This window comes from Labilibaculum manganireducens (assembly GCF_963665805.2).
Taxonomy (GTDB): Bacteria; Bacteroidota; Bacteroidia; order Bacteroidales; family Marinifilaceae; genus Labilibaculum; species Labilibaculum manganireducens.
The window spans coordinates 4,643,614-4,667,556 of the sequence record NZ_CAXXEE010000003.1 but is presented as its reverse complement, the minus strand read 5'-3'; the positions used below and the strand labels follow the sequence as shown (position 1 = coordinate 4,667,556).

20 protein-coding genes and 2 tRNA genes are annotated in these 23,943 nt (G+C 35.8%); 10 read left to right on the top strand and 12 right to left on the bottom strand.

What is annotated here, in order from left to right; translation table 11 throughout:
- Positions 1 to 40 precede the first annotated feature (40 nt).
- Positions 41 to 487: a DUF4625 domain-containing protein gene (locus tag ACHZAX_RS18345; RefSeq protein WP_320020096.1), complete on the top strand. Its 447-nt coding sequence runs from the start codon at positions 41 to 43 to the stop codon at positions 485 to 487.
- A 46-nt stretch (positions 488 to 533) separates the two neighbouring features.
- Here ACHZAX_RS18345 and ACHZAX_RS18340 read toward each other — a convergent pair whose 3' ends face one another.
- From ACHZAX_RS18340 to ACHZAX_RS18300, 9 genes are all read right to left on the bottom strand, one after another.
- Entirely contained in the window at positions 534 to 1,763 is a 1,230-nt protein-coding gene (locus ACHZAX_RS18340; RefSeq protein WP_320020095.1) for a GAF domain-containing SpoIIE family protein phosphatase, read from the bottom strand.
- A gap of 120 nt (positions 1,764 to 1,883) precedes the next feature.
- On the bottom strand, positions 1,884 to 2,453 hold the full coding sequence (gene efp, locus ACHZAX_RS18335) for an elongation factor P (RefSeq protein ID WP_101310267.1): 570 nt from the start codon (positions 2,451 to 2,453) through the stop codon (positions 1,884 to 1,886).
- A 145-nt stretch (positions 2,454 to 2,598) separates the two neighbouring features.
- Positions 2,599 to 3,366: a DUF3108 domain-containing protein gene (locus ACHZAX_RS18330; protein ID WP_101310266.1), complete on the bottom strand. Its 768-nt coding sequence runs from the start codon at positions 3,364 to 3,366 to the stop codon at positions 2,599 to 2,601.
- A gap of 18 nt (positions 3,367 to 3,384) precedes the next feature.
- Positions 3,385 to 4,098, bottom strand: coding sequence for a tRNA (adenosine(37)-N6)-threonylcarbamoyltransferase complex dimerization subunit type 1 TsaB (tsaB, locus tag ACHZAX_RS18325; protein WP_101310265.1), 714 nt, complete (start codon positions 4,096 to 4,098; stop codon positions 3,385 to 3,387).
- 227 nt (positions 4,099 to 4,325) lie between these two features.
- Complete coding sequence (locus ACHZAX_RS18320) at positions 4,326 to 5,687, bottom strand: TolC family protein (RefSeq protein WP_320020094.1); 1,362 nt, start codon at positions 5,685 to 5,687, stop codon at positions 4,326 to 4,328.
- Positions 5,688 to 5,795: 108 nt separating this feature from the next.
- Positions 5,796 to 6,914 (bottom strand): efflux RND transporter periplasmic adaptor subunit, encoded by a 1,119-nt coding sequence (locus ACHZAX_RS18315; protein ID WP_101310263.1) that lies wholly within the window; start codon positions 6,912 to 6,914, stop codon positions 5,796 to 5,798.
- Positions 6,915 to 6,949: 35 nt separating this feature from the next.
- A complete protein-coding gene (locus tag ACHZAX_RS18310) occupies positions 6,950 to 8,200 on the bottom strand; it encodes an ABC transporter permease (RefSeq protein ID WP_320020093.1) in 1,251 nt (416 codons plus the stop codon).
- Between the two features lie 27 nt (positions 8,201 to 8,227).
- Complete coding sequence (locus ACHZAX_RS18305; protein ID WP_101310261.1) at positions 8,228 to 9,481, bottom strand: ABC transporter permease; 1,254 nt, start codon at positions 9,479 to 9,481, stop codon at positions 8,228 to 8,230.
- 36 nt (positions 9,482 to 9,517) lie between these two features.
- Positions 9,518 to 10,234 (bottom strand): ABC transporter ATP-binding protein, encoded by a 717-nt coding sequence (locus ACHZAX_RS18300; protein ID WP_324292982.1) that lies wholly within the window; start codon positions 10,232 to 10,234, stop codon positions 9,518 to 9,520.
- Positions 10,235 to 10,651: 417 nt separating this feature from the next.
- On the opposite strand from ACHZAX_RS18300, the gene ACHZAX_RS18295 reads away from it, so the two are divergent.
- From ACHZAX_RS18295 to ACHZAX_RS18285, 3 genes are all read left to right on the top strand, one after another.
- Entirely contained in the window at positions 10,652 to 11,998 is a 1,347-nt protein-coding gene (locus ACHZAX_RS18295) for a deoxyguanosinetriphosphate triphosphohydrolase (protein WP_320020092.1), read from the top strand.
- Between the two features lie 49 nt (positions 11,999 to 12,047).
- On the top strand, positions 12,048 to 12,572 hold the full coding sequence (locus ACHZAX_RS18290) for a hypothetical protein (protein WP_143470910.1): 525 nt from the start codon (positions 12,048 to 12,050) through the stop codon (positions 12,570 to 12,572).
- A gap of 162 nt (positions 12,573 to 12,734) precedes the next feature.
- Positions 12,735 to 12,887 (top strand): hypothetical protein, encoded by a 153-nt coding sequence (locus ACHZAX_RS18285; protein WP_156195472.1) that lies wholly within the window; start codon positions 12,735 to 12,737, stop codon positions 12,885 to 12,887.
- A 200-nt stretch (positions 12,888 to 13,087) separates the two neighbouring features.
- Here ACHZAX_RS18285 and ACHZAX_RS18280 read toward each other — a convergent pair whose 3' ends face one another.
- On the bottom strand, positions 13,088 to 13,966 hold the full coding sequence (locus ACHZAX_RS18280; RefSeq protein WP_320020091.1) for a radical SAM protein: 879 nt from the start codon (positions 13,964 to 13,966) through the stop codon (positions 13,088 to 13,090).
- 236 nt (positions 13,967 to 14,202) lie between these two features.
- Between ACHZAX_RS18280 and ACHZAX_RS18275 the strand changes: the two genes are divergently transcribed.
- Positions 14,203 to 14,475: an acylphosphatase gene (locus tag ACHZAX_RS18275; RefSeq protein WP_101310256.1), complete on the top strand. Its 273-nt coding sequence runs from the start codon at positions 14,203 to 14,205 to the stop codon at positions 14,473 to 14,475.
- 32 nt (positions 14,476 to 14,507) lie between these two features.
- Here the strand turns inward: ACHZAX_RS18275 and ACHZAX_RS18270 are convergent.
- A tRNA-Gln gene (locus ACHZAX_RS18270) sits at positions 14,508 to 14,578 on the bottom strand.
- A 156-nt stretch (positions 14,579 to 14,734) separates the two neighbouring features.
- Here ACHZAX_RS18270 and ACHZAX_RS18265 point away from each other — a divergent pair.
- Positions 14,735 to 15,106 (top strand): hypothetical protein, encoded by a 372-nt coding sequence (locus ACHZAX_RS18265; protein WP_101310255.1) that lies wholly within the window; start codon positions 14,735 to 14,737, stop codon positions 15,104 to 15,106.
- A 54-nt stretch (positions 15,107 to 15,160) separates the two neighbouring features.
- Here the strand turns inward: ACHZAX_RS18265 and ACHZAX_RS18260 are convergent.
- A tRNA-Gln gene (locus tag ACHZAX_RS18260) sits at positions 15,161 to 15,231 on the bottom strand.
- Between the two features lie 171 nt (positions 15,232 to 15,402).
- Between ACHZAX_RS18260 and ACHZAX_RS18255 the strand changes: the two genes are divergently transcribed.
- The 4 genes from ACHZAX_RS18255 to purD all read left to right on the top strand — a co-directional run bounded on the left by ACHZAX_RS18255 (position 15,403) and on the right by purD (position 23,852).
- Positions 15,403 to 18,471 carry a glycosyltransferase family 117 protein gene (locus tag ACHZAX_RS18255; protein ID WP_320020090.1) on the top strand — a complete coding sequence of 1,023 codons (3,069 nt, stop codon included), beginning with the start codon at positions 15,403 to 15,405 and terminating at the stop codon, positions 18,469 to 18,471.
- A 271-nt stretch (positions 18,472 to 18,742) separates the two neighbouring features.
- Entirely contained in the window at positions 18,743 to 21,805 is a 3,063-nt protein-coding gene (locus ACHZAX_RS18250; RefSeq protein ID WP_320020089.1) for a glycosyltransferase family 117 protein, read from the top strand.
- Complete coding sequence (locus tag ACHZAX_RS18245; protein ID WP_101310252.1) at positions 21,802 to 22,422, top strand: polysaccharide deacetylase family protein; 621 nt, start codon at positions 21,802 to 21,804, stop codon at positions 22,420 to 22,422. Before ACHZAX_RS18250 ends, ACHZAX_RS18245 begins: the two co-directional genes overlap by 4 nt.
- A 158-nt stretch (positions 22,423 to 22,580) precedes the next feature.
- Complete coding sequence (gene purD, locus ACHZAX_RS18240; RefSeq protein WP_320020088.1) at positions 22,581 to 23,852, top strand: phosphoribosylamine--glycine ligase; 1,272 nt, start codon at positions 22,581 to 22,583, stop codon at positions 23,850 to 23,852.
- The last annotated feature ends 91 nt before the right edge of the window (positions 23,853 to 23,943 follow it).

The following is a 23,943-nucleotide window of genomic DNA, read 5'->3' as shown; positions in this document are numbered from 1 at the left end:
TTATTAGATAAAACTAAATCACAAACTAAAATCAGATTATATGAAATTCTTAAAGTATGCCCTTATCGTTCTTTTCTCAATAGGTATGATGAGTTGTGGCAGTAGTGGTGGTGATGACAAAGAAGATACTGTTGATCCTACAGTTACAATTGCTAGCCCAACAACAAGCACAGTAGTTACAGCAGGTTCAAATTTAAGTGTCAACTTTACTGCCACGGATAATGTTGCATTAGCATCTTATACTGTAACGGTATCGTATACTGGAGTTAAGTCTGCAAAAACTGTTGAAGAGTTTAGTTTTAATAGTCTTTCGGATACTGACGCGGCTGGAAATGCGGTACCTCCTATTTCTGGTGCATCAAAACTAATTAGCTTTAGTATTGCAACTCCTGATAATACAAAGCCCGGAGCCTACAAATTTTCTGTAATAGTTAAAGATACTGCTGGAAAATCAGTCTCAAAAGATGTCGCTTTCGAAATACAATAAGGAAATCTTATTTAAATAAAAAAGGAACGGCATCAGCCGTTCCTTTTTACATTTGTGTAGTTTTGAACTCGATGCCGAACAAAGAGATATCGTCTATTACGGCCTTGTTCTTTTTTCCGATGTCGATGTGATGTATCAGATCTGTAAAGGTATCTGAGATATTTTTTTGTGTTGCGAACGTTTTGGTTAGGAACTGAACGCCTACCTCCATTTGATCATCTCTTTCGAGTTCTATTAATCCATCGGTATAGCAAAGCAGCTTTGAATGCTCATTAATTGTAATTTCTCCAATTGATATGGCTGGGATCTCATTAAGCATACCCAAACCAATACATCCTTTTTTTAGTAAGGTAGTTTCTCCATTTACAAAATTGTAAAGAAGTGGAGGGTGATGACTGGCATTCACATATTTCAGCTTTCTGGTGGTGTAATTGTAAATCCCAATAAAAAAGGTCAGGAATTTCTCACTGCTTGAGTTGTCGCATACTTTTTGGTTCAATTGAACCATGAGTTCATCCAGCGGTGTTTCAGGCCTGAAAAGCGCCCGTAATGTAGCTTGAAAATTAGACATGATTAAGGCTGCCGGAATTCCTTTTCCTGAAACATCACCAATACAAAATCCTAACTCCTGATCGTTAAAGTTGATAAAATCGTAATAATCGCCGCCAATTTCAAAGTGTGGCTGATAATATCCGCAGGTAGAAATATATTGATTTTGTGGCAGTGAGCTTTGATTGGGAATGAGAAGGTTTTGGATTTTTGAAGCCAATTCCATTTCCTTCTTAAAAGCTTCCTGAATCAATAATTGTTTGTACAGACGTTTGTTCTCCATGGCCACAATGATAATATTGGAAATGGTTTGTATGAAGCTAAGGTGTCTGATTGCCGGGCTCATTCCTTCCATTTCTTCATCGATATCACCAATTAGGATGTATGCAAGTACTGAATTTTTGTGGATGACCGGAATAATAAAATCAAAAGACCAGAACACTTCGGGTAAATCTCGTGATACATAAGTAATTTCAGAAATACTGCTTAGGTGTTTTCCAATTTTAATCTTATCAATGCATTCTTTTGAAATACCGGATACCAATAATTTTTCCCAGCGGGAACTAAATTTGTAAACTGCAATTTTCCCAATCTTAAGATCATTAAATAAAATATGCTTATACTGCTGCAAAAGCTCATCAATTGATAAGTTTTCATTAATCGCCTGAGTAATTTTAAGGATTAGGTTGAGCTTAAATTTGCTGTTAACAGATTGTTGCTTGATCACGATAGGGAGGGTTTATGTTCCATGCTAATTTAAGAAATATCAAATCATCAGTCAATCGGAAATATGAAAAAAAAAAAGGATTCCATAAAGAATCCTTTTTTGATGATGAGTTTATAAAAATTATGCTTTTACACGCTCTGAATAAGAGTGGTCACGTGTGTCAATTTTAATTAAATCGCCTGTGTTGATAAATAAAGGTACCATTATGGTAGCACCACTTTCTACAGTTGCTGCTTTTAGCGATGAGGTCGATGAACTATCGCCTCTTAAACCAGGTTCTGTGTAAGTAACTTCCATAACAACATGAGCAGGAAGATCGACATACAATGGAGTTTCTGTGTCGGCGTGGAAAACCGCCTCAACCATTTCACCTTCTTTTAAAAGGTCAGCGGCATTAAACAATTCTTCAGGTAAAACAATTTGTTCGTATGTTTCGGTGTGCATCAAATTATATCCCATATCATCTTTATAAAGGAATTGATGCGGACGTCTCTCGATACGGGCGATGTCAATTTTCACACCAGAGTTAAAAGTATTGTCAATAACTTTACCTGTTTTAACATTTTTAAGTTTTGTTCTAACAAAGGCTGGACCTTTACCTGGTTTTACGTGTTGGAATTGTACAATTGTATATAAATCTCCTTTATAGTGGATACACATTCCATTTTTAAAATCTGTAGTAGATGCCATGATATAATATTAATTTTTAATAATCATTTCTAAGAAAAGAAAAGCTTCGTCTCTTTTTGAGTTTTGCAAAAATAGGGTAAACAATTAATATTCTGAAATATTATGAGGCTTTGTTTGAAATAGATACCCTTGAAATGGTAAAAAATTAGTCGTTATCCAAGAGGGAGTCATAGGAAAAATCTGAAAAATTAATCAAATCACAGCGCAATGAACCGATAAAAAGATCGAATTGTACGCGAACCGGAATCCGGTTTGCATCAGCAGATATCCAGATGGTCATATCATCTTCATCTTTAAATGCTCTACCTGTTGCTACAATTGGTATAAATTTATAACAGTTCACATCTCCAATTTTGCTGTTAATTGTTTCATATCCCATAAATCGGAATTGAAGAAGAAACAATTCATCGGAGAAATGAGTTTGGATTTTCACGACTTCTCCAACTTTTAAATTTGAATTGAAATGATTGGCTCTTGCAAAGTAAAAAGCCGATAAAATATCATGTGTTCCTTCCGGTACTTTATGAATTCCGGAACGTGTGGAGTTCACTTCATTCTTTTCCCGGTTAAAAACAATTTCAGTATATCTTTTGTAATTTCCTTCGCGAATATCTCGAATTGCTTTTTCAGGCAACAGGGTTTCTGTATTAATAAAACTCTCGTATGTATCTTTTACTTTATAAAGCGAATTGAATAATCCGATGGTTTTCCCAGTTAGAGTTGCATGATACAGATCTTTGCCATCTATTTTTTCACTTCTGATTTTTAGGCTTGCTTTTCCACCTCGAATAATTCCATAATGTATAACATATCTTAGATTTTCCCCTTTTTCGGTATTCTTAATAGGAGAATCGGCCAATAAAAGTGTATGGCTTAGAAAAATTAGAAGAATGCTAAGAGATAATTTATACATATGGATTATTGTTGATTCTTAATTAAAGATATTCTTTTTAGGAGTAGTTGCAACAAAATCTTTCAGATAAAAGGGCTCAAAATAAGCCACATCTTCAAATTCCTGATTCTGAAATTTTATTTCAGCCAGTTCTATCATTCCTACTGCCGATGGTGTTATATTATCAAGAAAGATGCCATTTTTACTTTTGATTACTTCCTTGCATTTTGAAGAGCCATCACCAAAGAAAATAATTTCTCTTTCCGAAAGTTCTTTCGAGTAGGAGTTTTCATCAATAATATCAGCAGAAATATCTCCGGCCAATTCATTTTTGCTATTGAAAAAGGCAGTGTAAACTTCCATCCTTCTTGCATCAATCATCGGACAGTAATAGGCTTTTTCAGGATTAGTCAATAGAGACGTAATATCTTTATTTTCAAGTAATGGCTTTGTCATTGCCTGCAAAGTATTTATTGAGATTAGAGGCAGGTTAGCTCCGTAACAAATCCCTTTCGCTGTTGATACACCAATGCGTAAGCCAGTATACGATCCAGGGCCCATACTAATTACAACACCGTCTAAATCGGTTGGAGTTAAATTATTCTCCTTTAAAATGTTTTGAATAAAAATGGTTAGGTGAGTTGCGTGTTTCATTCCTTCTTTTGTTTCCTTAAGAGCCAGTAAATCACCATCTTTTCCTAATGCAACAGAACAAACCGCTGTTGATGTCTCTATATGTAATAGTAATGCCATTTGATAAAATTTAAAATCAATGCAAAATAAAGGATAAAATACTAATTGTGAACGATAACAGTTCAAATATATGACCAGTTCACTATCCAAATTTATTAAAATGGGTAAATGATATGGTTTTAAAACGGTTCTATTACTAAGACAAATAATTGGAAGGAAACACTTACTTGATAAAAAAAACTCTCAACCCGAAATGGGCTGAGAGCTTTTTTGAATTTGAAACTTGATTATAAATTTATTTCGATGCCATTATAGAAATCAAGAATTTTGGTGCGGAATATGTATTCGTATTTCGCTTGCAGTAAATCTGATTTAGATTTGAAAAGATTGTTTTTTTCCTGATTGTAATCCACAGAATTAACCAAGCCAAGATTGAATTTTTCTTCGGTGTAACGGAAGGCTTCTTCGGTTGAAGAAACTGCAGTTTCACTAGAGAAAAACTTTTTCATGGCAGCCTTGGCATTGGCATGTGCTTGTTCAATTTCTTTTCGCAGGACATTTTTAGAGTTGTCCATATTTAAGCGATAACGATCAATATTGATTTTTGCGTTACTAATGTTTCGGTTAACAACTCCTCCATTAAAAATTGGAATGCTTAAATTGAAACCAAAGCTTTTAGATTCAAACAATCTTAATTGATCATTCAATTTCATTTCTTTTCTGATAACAATAGGGCTTCCGTCTGTGGCGAATCCATATTCAGGTTGATTTCTGCGATAACCCGAATTCCATGATCCCGACATAGATAAAGTTGGAGTACGTTGACCTTTAGCAATAATCAAACCTTTCTCAGAACTTTCCAAACGGTATTGTGCCGCTTTCATTTCCGGACGGAAGGTTAATGCATTAATAAAAACTGATTCAGGATCAACCATTGATTTGGTTGCATTTAAAACAGGTAGTTCAGGTGTCTGGATATCAAAATTTTTCGTGTCTTCTAAGTCCAATAACTGCGCCAAATCGAGCAAAGCGATATCAAGAGAATTTTGCGCATTAACTACAGCAAGATCTTCGCGTGCGGCCTGAGCTTTTTGTTCCATCAAAGTTCCTTTTGGTAAAGTTCCTGCTTCTACCAAAACTTCTGTTCTTTTAATCTGAAGCTCAGTAACTTTTAATTGTTCTTGTGCTACCTGAAGAAGTTCTTTTTTAAATAAAATATCTAAATAGTAGGATGTTATATTCAATGCTAGATCTTCTTTTGCTTTTTCAACATCCTGCAAATTTGCTTTAAGATCCAATTCGTTTTGTTTAACTGAATTCCATTTTTGAAAACCACTGAATAGAGTAACTCTGGATGAAAGGCCAAGAGAACCAGTTTGACTGTTTTCGTTTACATAGGTATTGTCAGCGCTTAACGAACGTCCATAGTTAAAGTTGTATCCTGTATTACCATTTAAGTCTGGTAAAAGATCCAATTTTGATTGCCTGGTATTGTTTGCCTGAACGTCAGCATCCAGTTTTTGTAACTTAAGGTTGATATTGTGTTCCTTTGCATGTGTTATGCATCTCTCCAAATTCCATAATTCCTGAGCATAAATACCAGAAAAGGAAAAGGCAAAAACAAGGACAAGTAATAATATTTTTTTCATGTGTGTATGTATTTTTTTGATCCGATAAAACTAGTTCTTTCGTCATTAATTTAACAAGGATAAATTAATGATGCTTATTTAACCTTTCCACCTCAATGGAAGTTTTTCCTAGTCTTTCTTCTCTTTTATTTCTTCAATTTTTTTCCTTTTTTCTCCTTTAAGCTTATCGTCTTTTGTAATACCTTCTAAAACTTCTATGTTGATACCATCCGAAAGACCAGTTTTAATAAATCTCTTTTCAAACTTTTGCTCAGAAGTTTCTACCTCTACAAAAGTTGAATCATTTTTAAACTCTAAAAGACTTTCGTTTACAGCCAATACTTTTTCTCTTTTATCAAGCACAATTTCAGCATTAGCACTGTATCCCGAACGAATAAAGAAGTCTTTTTTAAGCTTAACAGAGGCTTTTATTTCGAATTGAATGGCGCCATTCTCTTCCACACCTTTTGGAGATATGTATTCCAGATGAGCGTCAAACTTCACATCTTCAATTGCACCAATGGTTAATTCAAGGTTCATTCCCTGAACAATCTTTCCAACTTCTGTTTCATCAACTTTACCTTGAAAAATCATTTCACCCATGTCAGCAACAATAGCAACTGTGGTTCCATCATTAAAAGTATTGCTTTGAATTACTGAATTTCCTTCTTTTACCGGAATATCAAGTATCATTCCTTCAATTGTTGAACGAATAATGGTATTTGTAGCTTTTGCAGAGCTTTTAGTTACACCTTCTTTAATCAACTGCAGATTATCTTTTGCTGATTGCAACTCTTCTGTAGAATTTCGGAAAGACAATTGTGTCTTTTGGAAATCAGATTCTGAAATAACTTTTTTGTCAAACAAAGCCTTATCCCGGTTGTAGTTAATTTCTTTATCCTCGTAATTAATTTGGGCTACTTTTACTCTCGATTCAGCACTATTCAAATTAATCATATCAGGAATGATCTTTATTTTAGCAATAGGATCACCTTTTTTTAGCATATCCCCAGCCTCAACATATAAAGTTTCAATAATTCCGGAAACTCCCTGAGGTTTAATTGCGATTTCTTTTCTTGGAACAACAGATCCGGTTGCAACCGTCTTTTTAATAATATCTGTTATTTCAGGTGATTTTGTGTTGTAAACCACAGGTTTATCCTGCGACTTTTGATATAGGAATACAATGGTTCCTACAAAAAGGAGGATAAAAAATACAACCAATACAATTCTAAAAACTTTTTTCATGACTAGTATTATTTTCGGATTATGAATTATTTTTTTTATTCGTATCTCAATGCATCTACGGGTTTAATTCTGATGGCTCTTTGTGCTGGAAGCAGTCCAGCCAAAACACCAAATAAAACCAAAACACCGAGTGCTATAAATGCAACATTTATATCAACATAAGGATTTAAAATTTGTGGATTAGGATCACCTTCTGTCATTTTACCGATTCCTTCTACAATTAAAACACCTAAAACCAGTCCCCAGAATCCCGCAAAGGTGGTAAGGAAAACGGCTTCATTTATGATTTGACCAACAACTTCACGAGGACGTGCACCAATGGCACGTTTAATTCCCAATTCTTTTGTTCTTTCTTTTACAACTACATGCATAATATTGCTAACTCCAATAATACCGGTTAGAAGAACTCCAAAGCCTATTACCCAAAATAAGAATCCAATGCTGTTAAAAAGGCCAAATATTTTGTTGAACATCTTGGCGATATTAAAATTACCAATGGCTTGTCTGTCATCAGGATGAATGGAATGCCTTCTGGCCAGAATTTCAAATATTTTGTCTTCCAAGTCGGCTACCGATTCTCCAACCTTAGCCGTTGCTAAGAAGACACGGAATTTGTCTCCTTGGTTATACAATTGCTGCAACGTAGTAAATGGCATTTGAAGTACGTCATCGCGCATTCCCATATTTCTACTTAATGGTTTAATTGTACCAATAATTCTAAAATAAATTCCATTTACTTTAAGGTACTGACCAATTGGATCTTCATCTTTTTCGAACATTAGTTCCTGAACTCTTGGTCCAATTGTAATTACCTTTCGAAATTCTTTTAAATCATTCTGATTGATAAAACGACCGGCAGTAACTTCAACCGGATTTACATTGTTCATTTCCGGTGAAGTCCCTTTGATTCTGAAATTTCCTTTTTTATCTTCCCGAAATGTATTGTTGGTGGCATTTCCGCTCCATCCATTTATATCAGGAGCAATATCCTGTAATTCAGGTATCGATCTTTTAAGTACTTCCAGATCATCATTGGTAAACAGATACGATCTGTTTCGTGGCAAACCTTTGTAAGCTTTGGTAGTTTTTTCTACCCAAAAAACTGTTGAATTTGTTGCGAAATTACCTAATGAGGATTGTATATTATTTTGAAAACCTCTTCCAATACCCAGTAAGGTTACCAGAATTAAGATTCCAAACATTACCCCGAGACCGGTAAGTATGGTCCGTAGTTTATTCTTTTTTAGTGCGGCAGTAATTTCCTGCCATTTATCCAAATCGAACATTAGCTGATCGTTTATTAGTCTGGTTTATTATTCGTCTCTTAAAGCTTCAATGGGTCTGATTGAAGCGGCTTTTCTTGCCGGGAAAAAACCCGCAAGAGCACCGGTTACAACCAAAACAATGGTTGCACCTATAGCTATTCCTAAATCAACCTGTGGATTTAAAAAGTAAATTGCTGCAGGTGGGTATATTTTGTTAATAAGGTCAAATTTGGTGATTACTTCAAGTAAGCCCACCCCGGCAATTAGTCCAACATATCCCGAGGCTGCTGTTATAAATATTGCTTCCATTAATATCAGTCCAACTACAGAGCTTGGAGAAGCCCCAATTGCTTTTCGAATTCCAATTTCCTTGGTTCTTTCCTTAACAACAATCATCATAATATTAAAAACACCAATTACTCCTAATGCAATAGTGAAAATTCCAATAATCCACACAAACATTTCAATTGCACTAAAAAGACCAGCAAATTGCTGCGAATTTTCGATGTTGTTCTGTATCCAAAGAGCATTCTTATCTTCGGGACTAAATTCATGTCGTTTAGCCATTTGATAAGTAATAAATTGCTCAACTTTTTTACTCTCATCTACTGAAATATCGTTTAGTGTAAAGGATATTCTTTGAAGGTGATCGTTGTTGTTAAAAATATTTTGAGCAACAGTAATCGGGATGTAAATTTCTCTGGAATTATCATCGAAACTTGGCTGATTAAAAACACCAACTACCTTAAATTTGATGTTGTTGATATTAATTAATTTATTAATAGCCGTTTCTTTAGGGAAGAGAACCTCCTTAACAACATCCTGAATGGCAACAACTTTTCGGTTTTCCTTAATGTCCTTTTCATTTAGAAACCGTCCTTCAAGTATTTCAAAATTTTTAATCTCTTTATAAGTTTCATGAACAGGAGATACATTAAAATTTCCGTAATTGTTTTTATAGGATATTATTTCAGCTCCGGGAATGTAAGACATTGCAGAAATTACATCCAATTTTTCAATTGATTTTTTAAACCCAAGATAGTCTTCATTAACCATTTGAATTCGTTTTCCTTCGGGAGTTCCTTTGTATGCTTTGGTTGTTCTGCCACCATATATTTGCATGCTGTTGGTTGCATCTTGTGCAAAAACTGAAGTCATTCCATTTCTAAGACCTCGTCCTGCACCCAAAAGAAAAATCAACATGAAAATTCCTGTTGCTACCGAAAAACCGGTCAGAACGGTTCTGGTTTTATTTTTACTAATGGTACTAAATATTTCCTGCCATTTATCTCTGTCGAACATAGCTTTATTCCAGGTGTTTAGGTTTAGATAGTTTGTTTATTCCTGAGGAATTTTGATAGTTTCCTTACTATTGATTTTATTATTCTCAATAATGGATTCGATTCTACCATCTTTTAGATTAATAATCCGGTCTGTCATATGGGCGATATCATTTTCGTGTGTTACGATAATAACTGTGATACCGGATTGATTAATTTCTTTTAAAAGATTCATAACTTCAACGGAGGTTGCAGAATCTAATGCACCAGTTGGTTCGTCTGCTAAAATAATTTTTGGTTGCGTGATTATTGACCGGGCTATTGCAACTCTTTGCTTCTGACCACCTGAAAGCTCATTTGGCATGTGCTCAGCCCAATCTTTTAGTCCCATTTTATCCAGATACTCCAAAGCTGTTTTATTCCTCTTTTTTCTGGCAACCTTTTGATAATACAATGGAAGTGCCACATTTTCCATCGCATTTTTAAAAGAGATCAGGTTAAAGGACTGGAATACAAAACCGAGTAGATTGTTTCGAAGCTTTGCAGCTTTTGTTTCACTCATGGCTTTTATTTCTTCCTGATTAAGAGTGTAAACTCCTTCATCATGATTGTCTAAAAGGCCAAGTATATTAAGAAGTGTAGATTTACCTGATCCTGACGACCCCATTATGGAAACTAATTCGCCTTCTTTTATATGCAAATCGATCCCCTTTAAAACGTGAAGTTTATTAGTACCGGTAATATACGATTTGTGAATGTTTTGTAATCGAATCATAATAGCTATTGGTATTAAAAATAAATCTGTATACAATATTAATGTTATTACATTTTATTGCAAACAAAATTAGACAAACATGTTTACCTATCGACAAACCAGCAATTATAACTGATAATGTCTTGTTTTAATCGATAAAATAACCAAAGAAAATATTCACCTCAAATTATTGTTAGTTTATCAATTGGCGTGCCATAGGGTTAATTATTCTGATATTTAGCTTTTTACATGCAAAATGGTTTGCAGAATTTTGTGTTTTGTGTCCACTTATATTACATTGAGTGTACGATAATGTACGGTAATTTTGGTATTATGTGAGTAATTTAGTGTGCGTTGTCTTAATAAATGTGAATAAATACCAAGGGATAAGAGCAAAGCCAAATATTAGTGTAATTTTAGGTTCTATAAATTGAAAAAATGAAGTGGAATAGCTTACTATCAGCAAAAAGGTTTGGTCAGGAAGACCAATTTTCTTCTGTTCAGCAGAAAGATATCAGATCTCAGTTTCAGCGCGATTATGATCGATTAATATTTTCATCTCCTTTTCGTCGCTTACAGAATAAAACACAGGTATTTCCGTTGCCCGGAAGTATTTTTGTACACAACCGCTTAACTCACAGCCTTGAGGTTTCCAGCGTAGGACGATCACTGGGAAATGCACTTGCCGACAATCTTATTCAGCTTGGTTTGGTTGATGATTCTCAATTAATTAAAGAAATTGGGAGTATTGTTGCCGGAGCTTGTTTGGCTCACGATTTGGGCAATCCACCATTTGGGCATTCGGGTGAGAAGGCATTATCTCATTTTTTCTCGGATGGAAAAGGGAAAGAACTGCAAGGCAGATTCACGAAGGAGGAATGGTGTGATTTGACCAACTTTGAAGGAAATGCAAATGCTCTTCGATTGTTGACTCATGCATTTCACGGAAGAAGAAACGGCGGGTTTGCTTTAACTTATTCGAGTATTGCATCTATTATTAAATATCCCTGGGAAAGTAATAAGATTGAGGTAGTAAAGAAAAAAAAATATGGTTTTTTTCAAGCTGAAAAGGCAGATTACCTTGTGATTGCCCAAGAGCTGGGGATTCCTGAATTGTCATCAGGAATATTTGCCCGTTTCCCATTGGTTTACTTGGTTGAGGCTGCTGATGATATTTGCTATCAAATTATGGATATTGAAGATGCTCATAAGCTAAAGATACTAAGCACCGAAGAAACCAAGGATTTGTTGTTGAGTTTTTACCATCCGGACAAGGACAAAACTATTCTGAACCGAATTGATGAAACTTGTAAGGAGGTTACCGATATTAATGAGCAAATTGCATACATACGGGCAGGAGTTATTGGGAAATTAATTTCGGAATGTGTAGGTGTGTTTGTTGATCATTATGAGTTAATAATGGAAGGTAAATTTCAATCAAGCTTAATTAAAGAGATCAATGAAATTTTGCTGTTTGCCTATAAAAAATGCACTCAGGTTGCTGTTTCACGAATCTATCGTCATCGTTCGGTTGTGGAAATAGAACTTGCCGGTTACAAAATTTTAGGAACTTTGCTTGATGAGTTTGTTACTGCCGTTTTGGAACCAGAAAATTTTTATTCCAGAAACCTGCTGTCATTAATTCCTGAGCAGTATAATGTAAACGGCGAATCTGATTACGAGAAAATTATGTCTGTTCTTGATTTTATTTCTGGAATGACAGATGTTTTTGCTTTGGATTTGTACAGAACTATAAAAGGAATAGAACTGCCCGGAATTAATTAATGAATTTATCTGCAAAATTGAGATTCTAAATTCGATTTAAATGTATCAAATGAGAAAAATAGTTGTTTTACTAGTGTTGCTTAATCTTGCAGCACCTGCTGTATACGCACAAAACGATTGGGTAAGATCCGGATCGGAAAAATCAAAGATTAGCTTTGAATTACCCGAAAATCCGATTATTCAGGATAAGGAGCTGAATGGAATAAAAATAGAGGTTTTTAGTTATAAAGATGCGGCAACGGTTTTTGGTGTTGTAGCCTCCGATTTTTCAGAGGTAGGTTTGGATTTTACGTATTCCGATCCCTCGGAATATTATCAGGAAATGAAAGAGGGGAGTTTGGTAACCGGAAATGCGATTTTAATTTCGGAAAACTCTGTAGCGTATCAGAAAATGCTGGGGAAAGAAATTGTTTATACACAATTGGTTGGTGAACATGAGTATACCTATTACAAACGATTTTTCTTTCGTGGGAAGTTTATTTATCAGATTGCAATTGGAGGTCCTTCAAGAATGAAGCAATTTTTAGTTGATAAAAAGAATCTCTTTTTTGATACCGTAGAGTTTAAAGATTAGTAAAACGAATCAGATTGTAATTTCACATTACGCAAGTGTGAACTGAAAATACGCTTTTAAAAACCTATATTACGTAATTATTAAATCGTACCAGAATGCCTTGAATTTATCCTTTAATCCTCTTAAATTTAGAATATCAGAAAAACAAAAAAAATTAGGGGCATGAAGATTTTAAGAATGATTAAAGAGTTGTTTTCTTTCTCGAGAGATGAGGATTTTGTTGTGGTTGATTTAACAACAAAAATGATTCAGTCGATGAATACTAAAGACTGGGGCAGATTGCAGAATAAGAAGAATTATATGGTGATAAAGTAATCTTTGAATTATTGCCAACTCTTTCTTTTATAAAACACAGCAAGAGTGTTTTATAAGGTATTTCTGTGTGCATTTATAAACCTTTTTAGTTCCCTTAAAATATATTACTGAACTAATAAGTAAAACGAAATTGATTTCTACAAGCTTTATTAATTCTCTTAGGCTTTTAATAGTCTGATTACGAGGCAAATTGAGGAGAATTACAATCCCCTCATCCATTCCGGTCTCAATTGTGCGTTGGCCGGATCATCCAAAACACCATTAATACGATTCAGCATTTCCTGCTTGTCGCGGGGGAAGTTTCCGCGCAGAATCAAATAATTGGAAGCATGATCGCTTCGAAAAATAGACTGATTTAATTCCAGATTCCCGATAAATACTTTCATTTCTGCAATCAGCTCAACAGTATTGAGAGGAATAAATTCACCCTTGAATTTTTTCATAAAATGTTCTTCTCCGAATGGGTAACTAAGAACAAGAGTAGAGAGAAATTCCGGCTGAATTTTGTTCACGACTTTGGCTGAGTTAAGGGCATGTTGCCGAGAATACTTTTTACCACCCAAACCATTTAGTATCATCACCGAAAGTTTAATGCCAGCTTTTCGGGCCCGCTGCAGGGCGTGACTCGTGCTTTCAAAATTTTCACCTTTATCAATTGCCTTCAAAAGCTCATCATCTCCTGATTCTATACCAACATAAAGTAGTTTTAGTCCTTTTTCAGCAAGAATTTGAAGTTCTTTATCTGTTTTTGCTTCTATGTCTTTTGGTATTGCATAGGCCGAAACACGAGTTAGTCGGGGAAAAGTTGCATTTAGCTGATCCAATATCCGCGAAAGTTTATCGAAAGAAAGTACCATAGCGTTTCCATCTGCCAAAAATACCTTACGGTAATGATTTGAATAGGGAGACATGCTCTGGATATCAGCAAAAATATCTTCCTCTTTGCGAGCCTGAAATTGTTTACTGGTATACATTTCGCAAAAAGCACATTTGTTCCATGCACAACCTAATGTTGCCTGGATAATTAGGGAGTGAGCCTCGCTTGGCGGTCTAAATAACGGTTCGTGATAATTGATCATGGTGCAAAAGTAGAAAAAGAAGTATCAAGTATCAAGTTCCAAGTGTCGAGGAAGAAGTAACAAGGTTTAAGGATAAAGTAAAAGGGGCCAAGTAGAAATATCAAGCAAGACTTAAAATTTTTGAATGAAATTCTCCCTTTTTACCGGAGATGATAGACTGAGGAGTGTTTTAATTATTAATTTTTAACTCTTAATTCATCATTTAAAATTCTATATTGCATTTAAATCGCAGCAAAATGGAAGGGAGATCGGTAAGCATAAAAGTGTCAGGTAGGGTACAGAATGTTGGATTTCGGTATCATGCCAAAGAGGCTGCAAAGCGTTTTGGTGTTAAGGGGTTCGTCAGAAATCAGCCGGATGGTACGGTTTATGCTGAAATTATTGGAACAAATTTGGGAGTTGAACTATTTTGTGAGTGGTGCAGAAAGGGACCTGATTGGGCCAAAGTGAAGGATGTTTTTATTTGTAATTTGCCGGATCAGGATTTTACTGATTTCGTCATAAAATAAAAAAAAGCTTCTGATAAAATCAGAAGCTTGTGTTGACCCGTAAGGACTCGAACCTTAAATGCCTGGACCAAAACCAGGTGTGTTACCATTACACCACGGGTCAATTCCCGTTCAGTCATATCTGACTAAGACGGTGCAAATATAGTAGAAATATTTGTTAGGCAAAACCAAAAAATGCAAAAATATTGCAGACTTTTATTCGTTGTTGTTGTTATATATTTGTAATTATTCTGATTGTCAATTTGAAAGGGTAGAAAATATGGAGCAAAAAAAAATAGAATCATTAACAGGAAAGTGGCTTTACGAGGAAGATTACGGTTATGGAAGCGCTAAAGGAGAGCTTTTATTGACTCAAAACGGGAGAAAATTGAGTGGTAAAATCATTTTTTCTGAAAATGTAGAGGATGAGGAGACGTTCATGATCCAGGAAAAATTGGAAGGAGAGATAAATCTTAATCGAATTCAGCTAAAAGCTATAGAATATGATGTTATTCACTCCGATTTTGATATTTGCTACGAATTGGATTCCTGGGATGGCATGTTGATTAATGAGACAACAATTGAGGGAGATAGTTTAGATGATCAGGGAATTTCGGGTAGCTTTAAGTTTGAGAGGATTGTTGAAAAATAAACATAAAGGATAAAATAAAAAAAAGCTTCGAAATATTTCGAAGCTTTTTTATTGTTGACCCGTAAGGACTCGAACCTTAAATGCCTGGACCAAAACCAGGTGTGTTACCATTACACCACGGGTCAATCATAATTGTCCTTTTTGCAAAGAACTCTGCAAATGTAATACTTTTTTTATTTGCTCAAACAAAAAGTGTAAAATTTTCAGATAGAATTCGGGGGAACTATTAAAATTGACTATTTTCGTTCAAAATATTATCCTGCATATCGAATATAATAAACAAAAATACACACAAGATGAAATCTAATTACAATGTGGTTAATAATGTGTTAGGCTGGATGGCTTTTGTCATTGCTGTACTTACCTACTTGTTTACTATTGAGCCTACAGCCAGTTTGTGGGATTGTGGAGAATTTATTACTACCGCCTACGGATTAGAGGTTGGACATCCGCCGGGAGCACCTTTGTTCATGATTATGGCGAGGTTTTTCTCTCTTTTCGCACCCAATCCATCTCAAGTAGCCCTGTTAGTGAATTCCATGTCGGCTTTAGCTTCGGCTTTCACAATCCTATTTTTGTTTTGGACAATTACACATCTTGCCAAAAAACTGGTGATAACTAATGGTGAAATCTCAAAAGGAAATTTAATTGCCGTAATGGGAACCGGAATGGTGGGAGCGCTAGCTTATACTTTTTCTGATACATTCTGGTTTTCGGCTGTTGAAGGGGAAGTATATGCTTTGTCATCACTGTTTACGGCAGTTGTTTTTTGGGCAATTCTGAAATGGGAAAATGTTGCAGATGAGAAGTATGCAAACCGATGGATTATTTTAATTGCGTATTTAATGGGATTGTCGATCGGTGTTCACCTGCTGAATCTTTTGGCTATTCCTGCAATTATATTTGTTTACTATTTTAAAAAATATACACCTACCCGAAATGGAATAATAGGAGCATTTTTACTTTCGGTTCTTATTTTGGGAGTGGTTATGTATGGGGTTATTCCTGGCGTAATTACTATTGCATCATGGTTCGAGTTGTTATTTGTAAATCAATTTGGTTTGCCTTACAACACTGGTGTAATTTTTTATGCAGCATCACTTATTGCTCTTGTAGTTTGGTTGATCAACTTCTCCATTAAACGTGGAATGGTGGTTTTGAATACGATTGTAACAGCTTTTGTGGTGATCATGATTGGCTATTCTTCTTTTGCCATGATCGTGATCCGCTCTTCGGCTAATCCCCCAATGGATGAAAATAATCCGGATAACGTATTTGCTTTGCTTTCCTATTTGAATCGGGAGCAATACGGCGACAGACCTCTTGTGTACGGAGAGTATTACAATGCTCCTGCAGTTGACCTGATTGAAACCAGTCCTGTTTACATTCAAAAAAAGGATAAAAACAATAAAGATAAGTATGTTATTGCATCGCACAAACAGAAATATAAATTCGATTCGCGTTTCAATACCTTATTTCCAAGAATGTATAGTTCCCGGGCAAATCATGTTCATGAATATGAATACTGGGGAGATGTAAAAAAGAACAATCCAATTCAGGTTGGCGATGAGACTCTTTACAAACCAAGTTTTGGATCAAATCTTAGGTTTTTCTTGACCTATCAGGTGAATCACATGTATTGGCGGTATTTTATGTGGAATTTTGTAGGCCGTCAGAACGATATTCAGGGGCATGGTGATATCCTGAATGGAAACTGGATTTCGGGGATTCCTTTTATCGATGAAATGAAAATTGGAAATCAGGATAAGTTATATCCTGAAATGGCAAATAAAAAATCAAGAAATACTTACTTCTTTTTACCTTTTATACTTGGTTTAATAGGTTTGTTCTATCATTATAAATCGAGCAAAAAAGGCAAACAGGATTTCTTTGTGGTGATGTTGCTTTTTATTTTTACGGGTTTGGCAATTGTTGTTTACCTGAATCAATCACCTTATCAACCACGTGAACGTGATTATGCATATGCCGGTTCATTCTACGCGTTTGCCATTTGGATAGGTTTTGGAGTAATGGGTTTGTATCAATGGTTGAGTAAAAAAGGACCATCTGTTGTTACCGCAGGAGCAGTTACTGCTGTTTGTTTAATTGCCGTTCCCGGATTATTGGCTCAGCAGAATTTCGATGATCACGATCGTTCGGGAAGACATGCTACTTTGGCCTATGCAAAAGATTATCTAAATTCTTGTGCACCTGATGCTATTTTATTTACCTATGGCGATAACGATACTTTCCCGCTTTGGTATGCGCAGGAAGTGGAAGGGATTCGAAGAGATATCCGGATTGTAAATTTGAGTTTACTTGCCGGCGATTGGTACATCAATCAGATGAGACGAAAAGCCTACGATTCAGATTTGATTCCTATGTCGCTTACCGCGGATAAAGTGGAACCAGGTATTCGCGATCAGGTTCCTGTTGTTGAGCGATTGAAAGGACAAGAGCTTTTGAGTGAGATGATAAAATTCGTAGGAAGCGATAATGATGCTGCAAAAGTAGAAACCCAATCGGGTAAAAAACTTAATTATTTCCCTGGGAGAAACGTTTATATTCCTGTTGATTCGGCTAAGGTGCTTGCAAATGGTACTGTTCAGCCCGAAGATGCTCATTTAATTGTAGACAAGTTAGAGTGGAAGATCAAAAGAAGTTATTTGTATAAAAATGACATTATGGTTTATGATATCATTGCAAATAACAATTGGGAACGCCCTGTTTATTTTTCTGTAGGAATGGGGACTGAAAGCTTTCTTGGCTTAGAGAAATATTTTCAGTTGGAAGGTGCTGCCTATCGTTTGGTTCCAATTGAAACAAAACCGGAGCGAAATGGTATTGGCCATGTGAATACAGAATTATTGTATGATAATTACATGAATAAATTCACTTTTGGCGGGATAAAAGATCCGGATGTATATGTTGATCAATTTCATATATTAACTGTGAATATCATGTCATTCAGAGCAAATTACAGCCGATTGGCCAGTGCTTTAAATGACGAGGGAAAGAAAGAAAAAGCCATTGATATTTTGGATAGATGTATGGAAGAACTGCCAACCAATAAAATACCGGTTGATAATACACTGATTGGATTTATTCAGGAGTATTACAGAGCAAATGCAGTAGATAAAGCAAATGCTTTATTGATGGAGGTGGCACAACAATCATACGACAAAATGAATTACTTCTTAAGTTTGGATCCTCAATATTCAAATGCTTTTAGATCAGAACAGGAGCGTGAAGTGCGGGTTGTGCAGATGCTTTTAGGTTTAGCTGATATGGGTGAGCAAACTAAGTTGAGGGAAGATTTGCAATTAAAATTCGAACTGCTATTTAAATCTGCTTCAGGGGAGTAAAAGATTTATAATATACTTTAAATGGCTGTCTTTATGTAGAGACAGCCATTTCTTTTATGTCTTTTTTTTGATTTCCTAAATCAAAGTAATTCATCTTTCTACAAACTAATGCAAAGAGTTCATCTGCAAAAAAGAATAATGATGGTTATATTGGTCTTGAAATATGGAAAGTCTGTTAAGGTTTTTTCACATAATACAAATCAATTCTTTTTGCCAAAAGTGGTAACTTCGCTGTCTGTACCATAAAATCTAACCTTTATTTTGATAATATATGAGTAAGTACCAAAAAACAAATATTATTGTCGGATGGATATCATTTGCAATAGCTGCAGTTGTCTATTTTTTAACTCTTGAACCTACAGTTAGTTTTTGGGATTGCGGAGAATTTATAACTTCTGCTTATAAATTAGAAATTGGACACGCTCCGGGAGCTCCGTTTTTTCTGCTGTTGGCTCGTTTTTTCTCTATGTTTGCTTCGGGTACCGAAAATGTGGCTCTCATGATAAATTCCATGTCTGGTTTGGCAAGTGCTTTTACCATTCTGTTTTTATTCTGGACAATCACCCATTTGGCTAAAAAGTTGGTTGTTGCAGGAGATAAAATATCAGAATCTCAGATATGGACAATTATTGGCAGCGGATTTATTGGAGCCATGGCTTATGCTTTTACCGATACATTTTGGTTTTCAGCTGTCGAAGGAGAAGTTTATGCTACATCTTCGCTGTTTACGGCAGTTGTTTTCTGGTGCGTTTTAAAATGGGAAAACGAAGAAGGCAAGGCTTATGCAAACAGATGGTTGATTTTGATTGCTTACCTAATGGGTTTGTCTATTGGTGTTCATCTTCTGAATTTATTGGCAATTCCGGCCATTGTAATGGTTTACTATTTTAAGAAGTACGAACCAAGCAGAAATGGAGTTTTAAAAGCTTTGGGTGTTGCTTTGCTTCTTTTGGGTGGTGCAATGTATGTAATCATTCCAGGTGTTGTAAAACTTGCTTTTGTTTTTGATTTGTTCTTTGTAAATGTAATTGGTTTGCCTTTTAATTCAGGCGCATATGTATTTATTATTCTGCTGATTTCAGGCCTTGTATTCGGTATTCGATATACAATTTCTCATGGTAAAGTGGTCTTGAATACATTACTTACTGCACTAACCGTTGTTCTAATTGGATATTCGTCCTATTCGCTTATCATGATTCGTTCGGCGGCAAATCCTGGTTTGGATCAGAATAATCCTGAGGATCTGTTTTCTTTACTTTATTATTTAAACAGAGAGCAGTATGGCGATAATCCTTTGTTGTACGGCGAATATTTTAATGCTCCGTATGATGAAAAGGAGAGTTATGTAGATGGCAAAGATGTTTACATTAAAAAGGACGGGAAATATGTAGTTTCTTACACGCCAAAGAAACCAAACTATAGCAGTTCTCACAAAACAGTGTTTCCCAGAATGTATACAAAGGGAATGACAGGTAGGAACCCCGAAGAATATGCCAAGTGGACAGGACTCAAGGCTGATCAGAAAACAAAACCGAGCTTTGTGCAGAATCTGGACTTCTTTATTAGTTATCAGGTTAATTACATGTACATCCGCTACTTTATGTGGAATTTTTCCGGTCGGCAATCCGACCGGCAATCCTATAGTGGTGTTGTTGATGGAAACTGGATTTCCGGAATACCATTCTTAGATAATTATCGTTTGGGTGATCAGAGTCTGAGGCCTGAGCACATGACTAAAAATAAGGGAAACAATACATACTACTTTTTACCGCTTTTGCTAGGCTTGGCAGGATTACTTTATCAGTACCGAAAAAGTAATCAGGGGAAAAAGGATTTTTATGTGGTTTTTCTGCTGTTTTTACTGACGGGTTTGGCTATTGTGGTCTATCTGAATCAGCCTCCATTGCAGCCTCGGGAAAGGGATTATGCCTATGTGGGATCATTTTATGCCTTTGCTGTTTGGATCGGTTTGGGATTTCTTGCAGTACTGCAGGTTTCTAAAAAATTGCTTCGAAAAGATAAGGTCGCTATTCCTGTAGCATTCACGCTTTGCTTTTTGGCAGTTCCCGCTTTGTTGGTGCAACAAAATTGGGACGATCATGATCGGTCAGATCGATATGTGGCAAGGGATTTGGCTTACGATTATCTGAATTCCTGCGAGCCAAACGCAATCTTATTTACCATGGGCGATAATGATACTTTCCCATTGTGGTATTTGCAGGAGGTAGAGGGTATTCGAACCGATGTTCGCGTTTGTAATTTAAGTTATCTGTCAACCGATTGGTACATCGATCAGATGAAGCAAAAAAACTACGACTCAGATCCGTTACCAATATCTCTTACTCAGGATAAATACCTGATGGGGAAACGAGATGTGGTTTATGTTCTTGATGATCCGCGTTTGAAGGCTTACGTTGAGAAAAACGGAGGATTGGATCTGAAAGACGCGATAGAATATGTTGCGAGTGAAAAGGAAAGTACCAAAAAAATATACGGATACGATGAGCGGATTGATCATTTCCCGGCAAATAAATTTCGCCTTGTAATTGATAAGGAGCAAGTCGTAAAGACCAATACTCTTTCCGAAAAAGATTCTGCAAAAATTGTGAATCAAATGGAATGGGAAGTGAAAACAAACTATATAGATAAAGGTGGTTTAATTCTTTATGATATGCTGGTGCAAAACAATTGGAAACGACCTGTTTATTTTTCCATAACAGTGCCGTCAAGCGGATATTATGGCTTAGAAGACTATTTTCGTTTGGAAGGTTTTGCTTATCGACTGGTACCGATCAAATTTGAAAATGAGGAAATGCAGATTGGGGGTGTAAATACGGATGTAATGTATACCAATCTGATGAATAAGTTCAAATGGGGAAATATGAACCATCCGGATGTTTATATTGATGAAACAACTTCCCGTTTGTGTACCAACATGAGAAATAATTTTCTGAGGCTGTCAGAAAGTTTACTGGATGAGGGAAAAAGAGATTCTGCTGTTCAGGTACTTGATAAATGTGTTGAGCTGGTGCCTAATGAGAAGGTACCCTTTGATTATTTAGCCATTCTTATGGCTCAGTCCTACTATCGTGCAGCGGAGGATGAAAAAGGCAATCAGATGATTCAAACCATATCGGATCGATTGGTACAGGAATTAGATTATTATATGACTCTAACTCCGGTTTCAACTTCGGAATTTCCTCGGTTAAGGAGTAGGGATCTGGCTTTATTGCAGGAATTGTACCGCATTACAAACCAGTACAATCAAAAGGAATTGAATCGGAAAATTGAATTGGAATTTAAAAGATTATTAGAAAGCTATAAAAAGGGATGATGAAGTTGAGATGGATGAGAGCGCCGGGGATATTTAAAATCTTATTTCCGGACTTTATTTGGCGATATAATTCGGGAGCAAAAAAGGTTTATCTGACATTTGATGACGGACCTATTCCGGAATCTACTTTGTGGACATTGAATATGCTGAAGGAGAAGAGTGTAAAAGCTACTTTTTTTTGCGTAGGTGAGAATGTGCATAAATATCCTGAGCTGTTTCAGAAAATTCTGTCTTCAGGTCACGCTGTTGGAAATCACACTTACAATCACTTAAAAGGTTGGTCTGTTGATACACAACTATATCTTGAGAATGTAATAATGGCTTCCGATTTAATTAATTCAAAATTATTTCGGCCACCTTACGGCCAAATAAAACGATCTCAGGCAAAACATTTACTACCAGAGTATAAGATTGTTATGTGGGATGTTTTGAGTGGGGATTACCGGAAGGATATAACTCCCGAAGAGTGTTTGAAAGATGTTCTTAAAACGGTTCGTCCGGGATCCATAATATTGTTCCACAATCATCAGAAATCGGAGGTGAATATGCGTTTTACAGTACCTCGGCTGATCGATGAATTAAAGCTTCAGGGTTACGAGTTTGATGTTTGCCAATAAGAAATCAAAAAAACATTTCTTTTCCATCAGGTAAACTGCAATTGAATACGTAAATTTGCTCTCGATCAAACTATTAATACCATTTTATAACCAAAACCATTTGATAATTCCCGTTTGCAGACAGCAAATTGGGAGTGGTTGCTAATTAATACTATTAGATGAAAGTACTTCTTTTGGGTTCCGGAGGCCGTGAACATGCATTTGCATGGAAATTTGTTAAAAGTGAAAAATTGGAAAAATTGTATGTTGCTCCGGGAAATGCCGGAACTGCTGCAATTGCAGAAAACATAGATATTAATCCTAACGATTTTGCAAAAATAAAAGATTTTGTTCTTGAAAAAGGAATTAACATGGTTGTTGTTGGTCCGGAAGATCCGTTGGTAAATGGAATTCACGATTTCTTTCTTGCCGATGAGGCTATCAAGAGCATTCCAGTCATTGGTCCTGAAAAATCAGGTGCTCAATTAGAAGGAAGCAAAGATTTTTCAAAGGAATTTATGTTCCGGCATAATATTCCTACCGCAAAATATAAAAGTATCACCTCTGAAAATTTAGAAGAAGGATTAACTTTTCTGGAAAGCTTAAAAGCTCCATACGTTTTAAAAGCAGACGGTCTTGCTGCAGGAAAAGGTGTTTTAATTATTTCTGACTTAGAGGAGGCAAAACAATCTCTAAAAGAGATGATCGGTGGAATGTTTGGTGACGCAAGCAGTACTGTTGTTATTGAAGAGTTTTTGGCAGGTATTGAGTTGTCAGTTTTTGTATTAACCGATGGCAAAAATTATAAAACACTTGCCGAGGCAAAAGATTATAAGCGAATTGGAGTAGGAGATACCGGTTTAAATACAGGTGGTATGGGTGCAATTTCTCCGGTTCCTTTTGCAACTGCGGATTTCATGCAAAAAGTAGAAGATCGCGTGATTGTTCCAACAATTGAAGGTCTTCAGAAAGATAATATTCCTTACAAAGGTTTTATTTTCATTGGATTGATGAACATTGGAGGCGATCCTTATGTTATTGAATACAATGTTCGAATGGGCGATCCGGAAACGGAGGTAATCATTCCAAGAATCAAATCAGATTTACTGGAATTGATGGAAGCCGTTTCGAAGCAGGAATTGGATAAAGCTCCTTTTGAGATGGATGACAGAACGGTAACTACTGTAATGTTAGTTGCGGGAGGTTACCCGGAAGCGTATGAAAAAGGCAAAACCATTACTAAATTAGATGAGGTAGAAGGAAGTATTGTATTTCATGCGGGAACAACTTTTTCGGGTAATGATGTTGTAACTAACGGGGGGCGTGTTATTTCGGTAAGCTCATACGGTGATACGATGCAGTCGGCCTTGGATAAATCCTTTAGAAATGCTGAACTGATTAATTTTGAAGGGAAATATTACAGAAAAGATATTGGTTTCGATTTAAAGTAATTGATTTATAAAAACTACTGCTCTTTTTTTTATTTGAAAATTGAGTGGTAGTTGTTATTTTGCACTTCTGGTTCGCTAAAAGCTTAAATTC